Origin of the sequence: Phytohabitans aurantiacus (assembly GCF_027923225.1) — a bacterium.
Lineage (GTDB): Bacteria > Actinomycetota > Actinomycetes > Mycobacteriales > Micromonosporaceae > Phytohabitans > Phytohabitans aurantiacus.
The window spans coordinates 25,944-39,946 of record NZ_BSDI01000019.1; the positions used below are offsets into that span (position 1 = coordinate 25,944).

Annotated in this window: 12 protein-coding genes; 5 read left to right on the forward strand and 7 right to left on the reverse strand. The window is 67.4% G+C overall.

Features of this window, described 5'->3' with window-relative positions:
• The first annotated feature begins 32 nt into the window (after positions 1-32).
• The 4 genes from QMG73_RS20630 (at position 33) to QMG73_RS20645 (ending at position 4,355) form a co-directional block, all read left to right on the forward strand.
• A complete protein-coding gene (locus tag QMG73_RS20630) occupies positions 33-1,271 on the forward strand; it encodes a cytochrome P450 (RefSeq protein ID WP_281898067.1) in 1,239 nt (412 codons plus the stop codon).
• Positions 1,272-1,412: 141 nt separating this feature from the next.
• Complete coding sequence (locus QMG73_RS20635; RefSeq protein WP_281898068.1) at positions 1,413-1,958, forward strand: helix-turn-helix domain-containing protein; 546 nt, start codon at positions 1,413-1,415, stop codon at positions 1,956-1,958.
• Positions 1,959-2,294: 336 nt separating this feature from the next.
• Entirely contained in the window at positions 2,295-3,533 is a 1,239-nt protein-coding gene (locus QMG73_RS20640) for an IS110 family RNA-guided transposase (protein ID WP_281898069.1), read from the forward strand.
• A gap of 273 nt (positions 3,534-3,806) precedes the next feature.
• Positions 3,807-4,355: a hypothetical protein gene (locus QMG73_RS20645; protein WP_281898071.1), complete on the forward strand. Its 549-nt coding sequence runs from the start codon at positions 3,807-3,809 to the stop codon at positions 4,353-4,355.
• Positions 4,356-4,770: 415 nt separating this feature from the next.
• Here QMG73_RS20645 and QMG73_RS20650 read toward each other — a convergent pair whose 3' ends face one another.
• Positions 4,771-5,700: an ATP-dependent DNA ligase gene (locus QMG73_RS20650; RefSeq protein WP_281898304.1), complete on the reverse strand. Its 930-nt coding sequence runs from the start codon at positions 5,698-5,700 to the stop codon at positions 4,771-4,773.
• Between the two features lie 223 nt (positions 5,701-5,923).
• Here QMG73_RS20650 and QMG73_RS20655 point away from each other — a divergent pair, with 223 nt between their 5' ends.
• Complete coding sequence (locus tag QMG73_RS20655) at positions 5,924-6,550, forward strand: NAD(P)-dependent oxidoreductase (protein ID WP_281898073.1); 627 nt, start codon at positions 5,924-5,926, stop codon at positions 6,548-6,550.
• On the opposite strand, the gene QMG73_RS20660 is transcribed toward QMG73_RS20655, so the two are convergent.
• The 6 genes from QMG73_RS20660 to QMG73_RS20685 form a co-directional block, all read right to left on the reverse strand.
• The gene (locus QMG73_RS20660; RefSeq protein WP_281898075.1) at positions 6,540-6,758 is read right to left on the reverse strand and encodes a hypothetical protein; all 219 of its coding nucleotides are present in this window, start codon (positions 6,756-6,758) and stop codon (positions 6,540-6,542) included. The two genes, QMG73_RS20655 and QMG73_RS20660, sit on opposite strands and share 11 nt — an antisense overlap.
• Before the next feature lie 397 nt (positions 6,759-7,155).
• Positions 7,156-8,397 (reverse strand): metal-dependent hydrolase, encoded by a 1,242-nt coding sequence (locus QMG73_RS20665; RefSeq protein ID WP_281898077.1) that lies wholly within the window; start codon positions 8,395-8,397, stop codon positions 7,156-7,158.
• 29 nt (positions 8,398-8,426) lie between these two features.
• Complete coding sequence (locus QMG73_RS20670) at positions 8,427-9,944, reverse strand: DHA2 family efflux MFS transporter permease subunit (RefSeq protein WP_281898078.1); 1,518 nt, start codon at positions 9,942-9,944, stop codon at positions 8,427-8,429.
• 36 nt (positions 9,945-9,980) lie between these two features.
• Positions 9,981-10,916 carry an SDR family NAD(P)-dependent oxidoreductase gene (locus QMG73_RS20675; RefSeq protein WP_309299503.1) on the reverse strand — a complete coding sequence of 312 codons (936 nt, stop codon included), beginning with the start codon at positions 10,914-10,916 and terminating at the stop codon, positions 9,981-9,983.
• 34 nt (positions 10,917-10,950) lie between these two features.
• A complete protein-coding gene (locus QMG73_RS20680) occupies positions 10,951-13,320 on the reverse strand; it encodes an MMPL family transporter (protein ID WP_281898081.1) in 2,370 nt (789 codons plus the stop codon).
• Between the two features lie 22 nt (positions 13,321-13,342).
• Positions 13,343-13,924 carry a TetR/AcrR family transcriptional regulator gene (locus QMG73_RS20685; RefSeq protein WP_281898082.1) on the reverse strand — a complete coding sequence of 194 codons (582 nt, stop codon included), beginning with the start codon at positions 13,922-13,924 and terminating at the stop codon, positions 13,343-13,345.
• Between the last annotated feature and the right edge of the window lie 79 nt (positions 13,925-14,003).

The following is a 14,003-nucleotide window of genomic DNA, read 5'->3' on the forward strand; positions in this document are numbered from 1 at the left end:
CTCGAGCCGTAGTCCAGGAAAGGGCAACGCCGATGACTGCCGCGCAGGACATGCCCGCAACGCGGATCCGCCATCCGTTCTATGTGGACGCCGATGGCATCAACCGGCCTCCCGGGCCAGACAAGCATCCGTTCTACACTCAGTTCGCCACCTCCGGCTCCAGCCTCGTGCCAGTCATCCGCATGGTCCAAGGGGCACCCGTCAACGCGTTCCTTGTCTGCCGATACTCGGACGTTAAGGAGGTCTTCCGCAGACAGGAGATCTTCTCCCGCGCCGAGGCGGCCGCCGCGGATCCCATCGACGTGTCCGGGACCCTGCTAGGGATGGACGGGGATGAACATGCACAGGTACGCGGCACCATCAAGGACGCGTTCACCAGGCCGGCGATCCACGCCCTACGCGGCATAGTCGAACGCACCGCCGCCGGCCAGCTGGCCACCATGACGAACGACCGGCGCCACGCCGAGCTGGTCCAGGACTTCGCGCTCCCTTTCACCCTGCACGTCATCAGCGACCTGCTTGGCCTACCCAGCCAAGACCGCATGAGATTTCGCGCCTGGGGTGACGCGTTCCTTGCCACCGGTGGGCTTACCCAGCAGGAAGCAGCGCAGTCTTCAATGGAGATGGGCGCCTACCTGTGGCAGCAGCTTGAACAGCGGCGCGCACAGGCAACCGAAGACCTGCTGACGCGAATCGCGACAGCGGCCGCAGATCAACCGGCGCACGTGCAGATCAAGCTAGCTGTCGCCTTGGTCGTCGGTGGTTGGGAAACCACCGCTAGCTCCATCGCCACCTTCGTCTTCGTCCTACACACCCGCCCGTATCTCACGTATGCAAGCGCCTGGGACTATCTGCTCGATCACCCGGAACGGCTTGACTCCGCCATCGCCGAACTCCAACGGCTGTACTCCACCTCCGCCGCCGACGAAATGCCCCGACGCGTGATGGCCGACGTCGAACTACCTAGCGGCGCGCGACTGTCCAAAGGCGACATCGTCATTCCTTCACTGGACGCCGCCCACCGCGATCCCGCCGTCTTCCCACGCCCGACCGAGATGGACTTCGACCGGACTCCGAACCCGCATCTAGGTTTCGGCCACGGCCCGCACTACTGCATCGGTGCCCACCTGGGCAAAATGGAGGTACGCACAGCGATCCACCAGATGCTGCGAGAGCTACCCGACCTTCGACTAGCTGTACCCGCCGCCCAGATCCCCTGGAAGGCAGGACACAGTCTCATCAGCCCAGAACGGTTGCCAATCGAGTGGTGAGTCCAGCTCATCGACACCACCCTTCCGTGTACGGGCAACATGGACGCGATGGTTGCCCAGCAGTATGGGTTGATCAAGGATCCGGTCCATCGTGGCCAGTAGCGCATGCCCTGCCAGGCAACCAGATATGAGGAGCAAATCATGAGTAGGTACATCATCACCATCACACCGGTTGGCGGCGGCGCGTCGGCGCACACCACGGTTCGGGTCGACACCTCCACCGGGCAGACTCGTATCACCGAATTGATTGTCGAAGCAAGGACTGGTGCGGGCCTAGCTCCAGCCGACCTGCCTCCAGTCGATCTGGATCTATTGGTCCGTGCGCTCACCGCTCCCGCGCCCACCCCAGCGGTGACCCCGGCCGACGAGCCCGCCGCGCCTACCAGCCGACTGCCAGCCGTCGAACCGGCCGCCGCCGCACGTCAGCGCCGGACGGCATCAACAACGCCGGGAAAGAGGGCAAAGGCGAACACGGCCAAGAAGGCGACAACGGCAGCTGCGGCGAAAGGGTCGACCAGCGGTGGTGGGCGCGCATATCGGCGGATGCCGGACCCGGAACTCGTGATGGACGCGTACCGGCAGACCGGCTCAATCGCTGCGCTCGCCGCGCATTTCGACGTCCCCCGGCACACCGTCACCGGATGGGCACGCCGGCTACGCACCCAGGGACATGCCATCGGCCGGTAGTGATCACAGACGCTCCATGACCTGTCGCCACGCCCCATGCGACTGGCCGTGTTGAGGTATTGTCGTCATCGGCCGGATCCGTTGTCCCCGCCATAGCGGGGTTTATTTTCGCGGCGTGTTCTGCTGCGGAGCCCCTGCCGGCCGGGGTGTTCCCCACCATCGTGGGGTTTTGGCGGCCGTTCTTGTGTGCCTGACGTCGGGCTGGCGTCTGTCGACGGGATTGTCCGCCGACTATGACAAGCATCCTTGTGGGCGCGGGTAAAGGGTTCCGGGTCGGGACGACGGTGCCGCCGTCTGCCGCCGCGGGGCCTCATGTCCGAATGGAAGGGGTCGACATTGGGATCTGGACCGCGGTTCTTTGCCGGGATCGACTGGTCGCACCACGGCAACGACGTCGCGGTCATCGACCGCTGTGGTGTGGTCGTCGCCCGGGCACGGGTACCGACTACACCGCATGGGCTCAACGAGTTGTTCGCGTTGCTGCGGGGCCTGCGGGCCAGTCACACGCACGGACGCCGGCAGGTGCCCGTCGCGATCGAAACCACTGAGGGCCTGCTGGTGGAAACGCTGCGAGCTAAAGGACAGCCTGTGTTCCATGTGCCGCCTAGCCTGGTCGCTGTCTGGCGGCGCCGTCTGTCACCGACTCCGAAAAAGTCCGACCAGTCCGACGCGGAACTGCTGGCGCTGATCGTGCGTGACGGTTGGGGAAGGCTGAGACCGCTGCCCGAGGTGAGCGCACAAGCCGCGTCCATTCGAGTGCTCGCCCACGCACAACGGCGAGCCCAGGTCGGTCGCGAACGGCTACAGGCCACACTTCGGGCCTTGCTTGCACAGGCGCACCCAGCTGCGGTGACCGCTTGGGCGGCACTGGACCATGGGTTGCGGCGCGCCGAGGCACGAGCCGTGCTCGCCGCCGGCCCGACAGCGGCGACCGCGAAAACACTGACCGCGTACCGGTTGTCGAAGATTCTGTCCCAAGCTGGCCGAATCCGTCTGGTCGACGCCGAGGCATACCGGCTCCGAGACCTGTTCGCGGCGCCGGTGCTACGCCTGCCACCACATCTGGAAAAGGCGATGGCCATCGAGGTACGGGCGCTGCTGTCCCAGTTCGACCACGCCTGCCAGCTCACCGACCACCTCACCGCCCAATTCACCGACGCATTCCTGGCCCACGAACTAGCCCAAACCTTCCTGTCGTTCCCCGGATGCGGCGCCCTGACCGGAGCCCGGCTGCTGGCCGAGCTCGGCGACGATCTGAGCCGGTTCACCACCGCCGCCGGCTTACGCAGCTACGCCGGCCTCGCACCCCTGACATGGGAATCGGGCACCAGTCGGCTAGTCATGCACCGCCGCATCTGTAACCGTCGCCTCAAAGCCACCTGCCACTGGTGGGCATTCGCCACCCTCACCCGCTCACCGGGTTGCCGCGCCCTCTACGACCGTCGACGCGCCGCCGGCGACTCCTACGGCGGCGCCCTTCGCCGTGTCGCCGGCCGCCTCCTCGGAGGCCTGCACCATTGCCTGACCACCAACCAGACCTACCACGAACACGCCCTGTTCCCGACCACTGGCTGACGTCGCGCGGTGTGTGGAGGTCGGCCGGAGACACCTGAGTCAATCCCGAGCCCGTGAGCTCTAACGTGGGAGTTGGTGCCCGGCCGACCCCCATACACCGCGAGCCTTCCCCGGTGCCTCCAATCGGCCACGGGTCGTTCTGTTGCCCCCACAGGCGCCGTCGTTGACAGTTCCACATCCAACAACGGCATAACGTTGCGACGCTTTACCGACAATCGTATGTCCTCAACCCAGGACAGAATGATGCCACCGGCACTTACGTGAGGACGCCCGATGATCCAGACATTCATCGTCTATGGACACCAACTCGGCGGTCCAGGCAACTGGAACCTGGTCGGCTTCAACCCAGGCGACCCACTCCGCGTCCCTTGGTACGACGAGACCGATCCCACCCACGACTTTCCCGAGCGAGCCATCGCCGAAATCACCGACGCGCTGCCAGCCACCGTGGATCGCCGCCGCATCCGGCATAACCGCGAGGCGCGCCTGCCGTTCTGGATCGATGCGGCGGTCGACCTATCCCCGCCCGGCTGGACACGTGAGGCAAACGCGCCACCCGGTCCGGCATACCTTCTGCCGCCCACATCCGACGTGTACGCCCTCGACCGGCCGACCACCCCCCGATACGTGCTCATCATCTTTGACTCCGCCCAGGACATCGAATCCGCCGACCACGCCCGCTACAACGACGAAGACGAGCAGGTGCAGCTGCGGGACCATCGCATCGACTGGGACAGCCTGCTCGACGCGGCACTCACCGAACTCGGCCTCCAGGCACCCGGCCTCCCCGACTGGTTCTGGTACCGCACTGGCACCCTGTAGATGCACCCGCAGAGGCTTACCGCTCAAATCCTGGGCCGAGACCGCCCGCGAAGAGGACCATATTCGGCCCTACTGCCGCCGTATCCGAACCGGTCGAGGCGGCTCGCATCGACAACCAGCCTCGGTCGCAGTTCGTCACGCCCCAGGCCGAACCTTTCGTCCAATCCACTGGATAACGGCAACGACGCACCGGCATGGATTCACACCTACCGGCACGGCACGTACGCCGCTGGTTGGCTCCAAGCCTGGCCAAGCGGGCTACGGTATAAGACTACGGCGTGGTCGTTAACCGCAAACACGACCACGCCGCCGAAATCCTCGAACCAAACACCGCCGAGGGCCGGACGCTCGCTCACCTTTGCCGCCACGACGACCGGACCGCCGCCTCCTGGACGCGAAGACGCGTTGCGTCCGGTTAGGCAGGATCCTCAGCTCCGATCAACGGCACGTCGAAGACGGACAACTCCGCCCGGTACCCGATCGCCTGGACGCGATGGCGCCAGCGGGTGTGCTCGTAAGCTGTGTCGACCTGGATCTCGATCACCGTGTCAGGTTCGACCTGAACGTAGGGCAGTGGTTCGGAGCGTTCCAGTTGCCCAGACCACGACGGCGGCAGCGGCTGCGGCCACGGGTGGTCAACGCCTCCAGCACGGCGTTGCGGTGATCGGGTCAGACGCGCCGACAGCTCGCGGCGTAAGGACGCGGTCAGTGTGTGGGTGCGGCCGACGTAGCGGAGCCTGCCGGTCAGGTCGTGGCGGCCAAGCAGGAGGGTTTCTGGATCGCTGACCGTTCCGGTGACGCCGCCGATGATCGCCTCGGTGGTGGTCTTGACCCGAAGTTTGCACCAGCGGCGGCGCCCTGGTTCGTAGCGGCTGTTGAGCCGCTTGGCCACGACGCCCTCGACTCCGGCAGCGGGCCATGTCCGCATCCACTCGTGTGCTTCAGACAGGTCGTGGGTTTGGGGACACAGTTGCAGCCCGGGCGGCGCATTCTCTAAAAGCCGTTCCAGTCGTCCTCGACGCTCGGCGAGCGGCCGGCCAAGTAGCACACCGTTGGGGTCGGCCAGCAGGTCGAACAGCACATAGTTGGCGGGGTGCTCGCGGACGAGCCGGACGAGCCGCGGCCCGGCCGTGACCCGGCGTTGCAGGTCGGCGAAGCTCGTGCGGCCTCGGGCCTGGTCCCAGATGATCAGTTCCCCGTCCACAACCGTGCCGGCAGGTAGGTGCGCGCGCAGCGCGCGGGTGAGTTCGGGAAAGTATCCAGCAAGTGGTTTGCTAGTGCGCGATTGCAGCCGGACTCGGTCGGCGTGCCGGTATCCGATACAGCGCCAACCGTCCTTCTCCAGATTCCGACTGTCTCAGGAGGCAGCGGCTCGTCCGTTTTGATTAGCTTGCGGCCACATTGCGGTGCGTAGCTCCACCTTCTTCGATGTTCGCTCTCACAATCAGGATTGATCCCCGCCCTGCGCGTGAGTGGCCGACACCACGCTTGCGGTACCGGACACCTGTCCGCTACGTTCGGTGTAGCGGACAGGTGTCCGCTTGAGCTGCAGACGGAGGTTCCTCGCGATGAAACTGCTCGTTCTCGGAGCGACCGGCCCCACCGGTCGTCATGTCGTCGACCTCGCACTCCGGGCGGGCGACGCGGTCACCGTCCTGGTACGCCGGCCGGAGGCGCTCAGCGACCTGACAGATCAGGTCACCGTCGTCGCCGGAGACGCCACCTCGCACCACGATGTCGCGAAGGCCATGATCGGGCAGGACGTCGTCATCTCGGCCCTCGGCAGGAGCACATCCGTGCGCGCCGGCGACCTGTTCACCCGCGCGGCGACAGCCGTGATCAGCGCGGCCAAGGAGATGGGCGTCTCCCGCCTGGTCTGGCTGTCCTCGTTCGGCGTGGGCGACACCTACCGGTCGGCGAGTCCGGCCCAGAAGGTCATGTACCGGACGTTCCTGCGGAATATCTACGCCAACAAGGAGACCTCCGAAAAGGAGATCCGCTCCAGTGGGCTGGACTGGACGCTGGTCTACCCAACCATGCTGACTAAAGACCCTGCCAAAGGCATCTACCGCGTGGACGATCGCCTCCCGATGAAGGGCAACCCGACAATCAGCCGCGCGGACGTCGCCGACTTCATGTACAAGGCAGCGCACAGCCGCGATTGGATCCGCCGCGACGCCGTCATCACGGACTGACGATGAGCCCCGATTCCCACACCTTCCTGCTCCGCGGTGACCGGCCGATCAACCGCATCGGCTTCGGCGCCATGCGGCTGTCCGCCAGCGGCTTCACCGGCCCGGCCCGCGGCGCCGAACCTGCCGTGCCGTCCTGCGCCGTGCCGTCGTGCTCGGCGGCTGACCCCCGCTCCGGGCCGCGCACGTGCACGCTGATCGGCGTTCCCATGATCTGCTCGGCTCGGGCGATCGTCGGTCCGCACGGTTATCCTAGGTTCGCCGCGTCGATCGCGGCCTGCAGCGACTCGCGGTACCCGTCGCTGGTCGCGGTCGCCCCGACACCGTGTCGATGTCGGCGCTCTGCGCCTCGATCGCCGCATCACGCAGGACCGACGTTGCGTACTCGTTGAGCTGCTGTTCGTGAAAGTTGGCCTCGGGCACCTGACTGGCCTGGATGTGGCTGCTCTTTCCGTCGACCACGGTGATACGCACCTGGACCGGCCCCCATCGGGTCTGCGCCAACCGCGCCCTCATCGGGGTCTGCGCCACCGAGCCATCGACCGTGGACCTGCTACCCGGGGGGATCGCCGCCCGGCGACCATGACGGTCCGGTAGTGATTCCAGAATCACTTGACCTCCACAAGGTCCTCTCTGGGCGGCACCCACGGCGCGGGTAGGCGCGGGCATTCGTCTTTCGCGGGGCCTACTTCGACCTCGGAGAGGCCGAGCCCTGATTCGCGGTCGAAGCGTAGGTCGCCGGCCACCCAGCCGTCGTCCTTGGGCACCGCCCAGGGAGCGCGCGCGAACTGGAGCAGGGCGTCGACGGCGCAGTACTTCGTGGCCAGGCTCGCGAGCAGGTCGGCGCGCATCGTCAGCTCGCCGATCCAGGCGACCTCGTCGGTGGACGCCTGGGCGACCGGCCCGAGTCGGGCGGTCGCGCCGGTGCCGGACGGGTACAACTGTGCGCACCTGTCGGCGGGGATCCAGGCGGGCGCTAGTGACTGGAACGCTCGGCGGACGACGTAGTGGTCCGCTGTCGTCTGTACTGCTAGGACCTCACGGCACACGGGGTTGGCCGGCATCGGGGTCAGCACGATGTCCAGAGTGTCAGCCGCCGGGAAGCGGTCGGCCAGCAGCGCCTCGAACCGGCTCTCGGCCGTCCGGGTCGTGACCACGAACATGGCGGTGAGGGCCAGCCAGGCGGCGATGCCGCTGGTGAGCGCTACCCGGGCGGACGCGAAGCGGCTTACCGCGGCCAGGCCGAGGGTGAGCAGGGTCAGCAGGGCAGCGAGGGAAGGTGGTACGAAGCCGCTGAACCAGCTCAGTCCGAGCCCGGCCGCGAGCACGACTGCGATCAGGACCCGCATGGTTCTGCCAGGCAGCGTGAACAGCAGAACGGCCGCGCATGCCCACAGCAGTGGTTCGACGATGAAGACGGCGTCGCCGTAGTACCAGCGATTGTCGACGGGCCAGAACGGGTGGACCCCGTAGTTGTTGGTGAAGTCGAGCCCGATGTGAAGCAGTGTCGCCAGGGTCGACAGCCCGGCGAGGAACCAGGTGTCGACCGGCCGCGGCGTGATCTTCCGATGCCGCCACCAGAGTCGTACCGCCAGGAACAGCGCCAGCGACAGTGCCAGTGAGCCGACGATGGTGTGGGTGTGGCCGCGGTGGTGCAGCAGGTAGTCCGGCGTGGTTCCGGCCCACCCGGTGTAGATGATGTCGGCATCGGGAAGGTTGCCGCCGATCGCCATGACGGTGATAACGACGCCTCGGCGGGCCCGGTCGGTCAGTATCGCCGACGGTGGGACGGACCGATGGAGTGTTTCACCCACCATGATGCTGATCAACGTGTGCGTCAGATTGTCCATAGTCCCCTCGTCGGCACGCGGAGCACGGGTCAGATGCCGGGGGCGGCCGGGACTTGTTCCCGGTTCCGGGCCGCGTGACGGGGCAGGGCCAACGCTGGGATGGCGATCATCGCGGTGAGCGCGAAGGCGACCCAGAAGGCGAACCCGAACGAGTCGGCCAGCAGCGGGCCGACGACCGGCATCGCGTCGGGTTGCAGCGAGCTGATCTGGTCGGCGCCGCCGCCGTTGGTTTGGATGCCCTGCGAGGTGAGCTGGTCGGTGAGACGTTGCGTCAACGCTGTCACCAGCAGGGCGCTGCCGAGGGAGGCCCCGACCTGCTGGATGGCCGATAGCGTCGGCGCCGCCCGGGATACCGCGTCGTGGCTGAGTTTGGTGTAGGCGGCGGAGATCGTCGGCATCATCACCGCGCCGAGACCCATGCCGCGCACGAACAGGGCCACGCTCAGCCAGACGTACGACGTGTCGACGCCCACCTGGGTGAACGGGAAGGTGCCCAGCAGCCCGAGCACGATGCCGGCGGGCACGACGTAGCCCGCGCCGATCCGGTCGGTGAGCCTGCCCCCGATCACCATCGCCACCATCGCGCCCAGGCCCTGCGGGGCGAGCAGCAGCCCGGCGTTCAGCGCTCCCTCGCCGCGGACGGTCTGGTAGTACAACGGGAGTAGCAGCATGCCGCCGAACATTCCGATGGCGACGAGGAAGACCGCCACCGTGCCGCTGGCGAACAGCCGGTTGGTGAGCAGGCGGACATCGATGATCGAGCGGGCTCCCCTGTTCAGGCTGTGCCAGGTGTAGAGGGCCAAGCCAACCGCTCCCCCGATGAGCCACCCGAGCACGCTCCACTTTGCGAAGCCGCCCTGCGAACTGGCGCGGGAGAGCCCGTAGAGCAGGCACACGAGGCTTCCGGAGAGCAGGACAAGACCGCGCAGATCGAGACGGCCGCGCTCTGCCAGAGCACCACCGGCGGGCAGCCTCCACACCGCCAGCGCGATGGCGAGGACGCCGACGGGGACGTTGACGAGGAAGATCCAGTGCCAGCTGGTGTACTCGACGAGCAGGCCGCCGAGCACGGGGCCGAACACCGGTCCCAGCAGCACGGGAACGCCGAGGATGGCCATCGCGCGCCCCATGCGTTGCGGCCCCGCGGCTCTGGCGATCATCGCCTGCCCGGCCGGCAGCAGCAGGCCGCCGCCCAGTCCCTGGAGCACGCGGAACGCGATCAGGCTTTCGATCGACCAGGCGGCCGCGCACAGGGCCGAGCCCGCCCCGAACAGAATCACCGATGTGATCCATGCCGTCTTCGCCCCGAACCGATCCATCGCCCAGCCGGTGGCCGGGATAACGACGGCCACCGCGAGCAGGTAGCCGGTGACCACCCACTGGGTCGTGGACAGCGACGCGTCCAGCTCGGTGCTCAGCGAGTCCAGAGCCACGTTCACGATCGTGGTATCGAGAACCACCATGATCATGCCGGCGACGATGACCAATCCCGTGACGATGACGCTGCGGTCGAGCTTGTCGGACTGTTCAGCGGTGGAAGTTGCCATTACTGGCCCCTTTTTCGAGGTTCGGGGACGCGGGGTTTAGGCCGGCTGATTGGTGAGGCCGACCATGGCGGCGCTGTCGTTCCACATCCGGTCCCGGATCTCGTTGTCCAGGGCCATTTTCGATGGTTCGGGGAAGGCCACGTTTCCCCTGACTACGTTCATGTAGATCCGGCCCGGCGGCGGTGTGAGGGTGCCCGAGGCGGCCTGGGCCAGCACCTGGCCCGCACGCTCGGGGGTGCCGATGGCGAAGTGCGGCCGGAAGATGCTGATGACGCGGAACACGGTGTGCATCACGAGCGGGAGGATGATCCGCGCGGCGCGCGGAGCGTCCCGTCCGAGGCCGGTGCCGCCGGTGAGGCCGGGGCTGAAGGCAATCACCGTGATGCCGCGGCCCTTTACCTCGCCCGCCGCGGCGAGGGATCGCGCGGTGAGCATGTTGCCGAGTTTGGAGGCCCCGTAGGCACGTTGGCCGGAGGCGAAGCCTTCCTTGCGCGGGCGCGCCCAGGTTTGCGGTTCGAAGGTCTTCGGGGCGAGCGGGGACATGGCCGGGTCATGGGTCTCGCTGGTGGTGATCACGATGCGGCCGCCGTCGGCCACCAGCGGCAGCAGCAGGCGGACCAGGAGGTAATGGGCGAGGTGGTTGACCGCGAAGGTGAGCTCGAATCCGTCCGCGCTCACCTGGGTTGAGTTGGTCGTCTGCATGCCGGCGTTGAGGACCAGCGCGTCGATCGGTGCTCCGTTGAGTTGCCGTGTCAACCCGGCGGCGAAGGCACGGACGCTGGCCAGGGAGGTGAGGTCCAACGGCAACGTCTCGACGCCGGCGGGCACTGCCCGGCCGGAGCCGCGGGCACCCACGATGATCCGGGTGCCAGGCTCGTGCGCGAGGTGCTGGAGCGCGTGCACGCCGAGCCCGGACGTAGCACCCGTCATCACGACCACGCGAGAGGCGCTGGGTCCGACTCTGTCCTTCATTTCATTTGCCTCGTAATCGTAGGAACCACGACGCTCAGGCCCTGACAGGTTGCGTGTCGGCGCCGGCTTCCCGGTCGCTGTCGCGGTAGTGGTCGGTGAGGTGGGGTCGGTTAAGGCTTTGGCCTTCGACGTCGATGTTGGGCAGGATGCGGTCGAGCCATCGCGGGAGCCACCAGGCGCGTTCGCCCATGAGGTACATCAGCGCCGGGATGAGGCACATGCGCACGACGAAGGCGTCGAACAGGACGGCGACGGCGAGGGCGAAGCCCATCGACTGGATGACGGGCTCGCCCATGAACATGAACCCACCGAATACCGCGGTCATGATCAGCGCCGCGGCGGTGACCACCCTGGCGCTGTTGCGGAACCCGTCGACCACGGCCTCGCGGTAGGACGCGCCGTGGACGTGCGCCTCACGGATGCGGGTGACCAGGAAGACCTGGTAGTCCATCGCGAGGCCGAAGACCAGACCGATCAGGAAGATCGGGATGAAGCTGATGATCGGCTGTCCGGGGAAGAGCCCGAACGTGCCTTCCTGGAACATGGTGACCGTGGCGCCCAGGGTGGCCATGACTGAGAGCAGGAATCCCAGGGTGGCGGTCAGCGGCACCAGGATGGACCGGAAGACGACCATCAGGATGAGGAACGCCAAGCCGATGACGACCCCAAGGTAGAGCGGCAGGGCCTCGGCGAGCCGCTGGGAGACGTCGGTCTGGATGGCGGTGAGGCCGGTGATGCCGATGCTGGTACCGGTCGAGGTCTCGATATCGGCTTGTGTGTCGCGCAGGTTGTCCAGCAGCTTCTCGGTCGAGGTGTCTTCCGGTCCGTGGACCGGGGTGATGAGCACGAGCGCCCCGGTGCCGTCCTCGTTCATCCCGCCCAGCTGCGCGTTGGCGACGTCCTCGTGGCCGCTGGCCCACTGGACGATCTGCTGATAGGCCGCGGGACGCTGTGCGGCGGGTACGCCGCGGCCGTCGATGACGGTCAGCATCGGCGCCAGGCGGCCCTCACCGAACGCGTCGTTGACCAGGTCGGCGGCCTTGCGCTGGGTGGTGTCGGTCGGCGCGGTGGAGTCCGAGGGGAAGGCCAGGTGCAGTCGAGTGGAGGGGATGGCGATCAAACCGAGCGCTACGACAACGAGGGCGGCGAAGGCGATCGGTGCCCGGCCCACGAGTCGGGCCCAGCGCACGCCGTTGTTGACGACCTGGCCGGACTTGTCGCGGGCCGGTGTGTAGCGGCGGAACCGGCCGGCGAACGCCTTGGACTTGAAGATGCCCAGGACCGCCGGAAGCAGGGTGAGCGCGACCAGGACCGCGATGATGACGGTGGCAGCCGCTCCCCAGCCCATGGCGGCCAGGAACGGCACGCCGGTCAGGCTCAGCGCGGCGAGCGCGATGACCACGGTCAGACCGGCGAACACCACCGCGGAGCCGGCCGTGCCGACCGCGACGCCGATCGCCTCGGCCCGATCCTCGGTGTGTTCGAGCTCATTGCGGTAGCGGGCCAGGATGAACAGGGCGTAGTCGATGCCGACACCCAGGCCGATCATCGTGGCCAGTAGCGGGGTGCTGGAATCCAGCGTGACGAAAGCGGTCATGGCGGTGATGCCGGTGACGCCGAGGCCGACGCCGAGGCCGGCGGTCAGGATGGGTAGGCCGGCGGCGACCAGCGACCCGAAGGTGAACGCGAGCACGAGCAGCGCGATCGCGATACCGATCAGCTCGACGCTGACGCCGCCCTCCTCCTCGCCACCCGGGCCGGCCGCCATGCCCGCGCCAGTGACCTCGACCTGCAGGCCATCCCCGCGGGCGGTCTTGACCAGGTCGAGCACCTGCTCGCGGGTGCCGGCCTCGACGTCGGTGGTGGTGGCGACGTTGAAAGCGAAGTCGATGGTGCCCACGCGGCCGTCTGGCGAGAGCGGCGAGACAGCGGCCGCGTTCTTCTCAGCCGTCTGCCTCGCGGCGGCGACCGCTGCCGCGTCGCCGCCCGAGTTCTGGGCGCTCTGGACCGCCATGTCGACGATCCGCTTCTCCATCGCCGCGGCGGCTTCTACCGGGCCAACCGGCGGCTCTTCGGGCATCTGCGGCACCGACCGCAGCCCGTCGAGCAGGGTGGAGATCCGGCCCGCGTATGGCTGCTCGGCGAGGGTGCGGCCCTCGGGCGCGGCCACCACGATCGAGACCGATGCCTCGTCGATCGCGTTGCCCGAGCCGGGGAACAGCTCCTGCTGCAGGTCGGTGGCTTTCTCAGACGGGATGCCGGGGATCGAGAACTGGTCCGACATCGGCTGCGACATCGTGGCGGCAACCGTGCCGACCCCGATCAGCGCCACCATCCAGACGGCCAATACCAGCGGCCAGCGCCGGTAAGCGGTCTTTCCGAGCCGGTACAGGAGGGTTGCCATCAGAAGTCTCCAGAAGATTGAGTCAGTCGAAGAGCGCGGCAGCGCCGTCGAAGGCGGCCATGAAGTACGCGGCGAGACTGGTGCTCGGGTCGGCGACGAACGCGTCGAGCGCGACGTCGAACAGCGACAAGGTGACCGTGGCGGCCGCGCGTGCCCGCAGCGGGTCGAATCTCGCGCCCTCGCGCTCCAGGATCGCGTCGGCGAGGAACGCGGCGACCTTGGCGAAGTTCTCGTGCATCGCCTTGTGTAGTCGGGCGTCGGCGGCGATCAGTCGCCGCACTCGCTCCCAGTCCTCGGGCGCGAGGTCCTTGCTGTCAAGGAACGCACCGATGGTCGCCTTCACGTCGTCCGCGAGGCGGCCGGTCGGGCCGCCGGCGCGGAACTCGATAAGCCTTGACGGGTCGGGGGCCGGCGGTACGCCGAGGACGGCGTCGAGCTTGCCCGACACGTAGTTGAACAGGGTCCGCCGGGAGACGCCCGCGCAGTCGGCGACGTCGTGCATGGTGAACCCGTCGAGACCGCGCTCTTCGGCCAGATCCTGCGCGCAGCGGGTGATCCGGGCGGCGGTCATCTTCCGGTTCAGCGAGGTTGCACTTTCAGCCACAAGTGCAACCTTTACACGATCGCCGTCAGGGTGCAAGCATTGCACTAATGAAGGTGGAGTGCATCACAGCCTTCCGGGC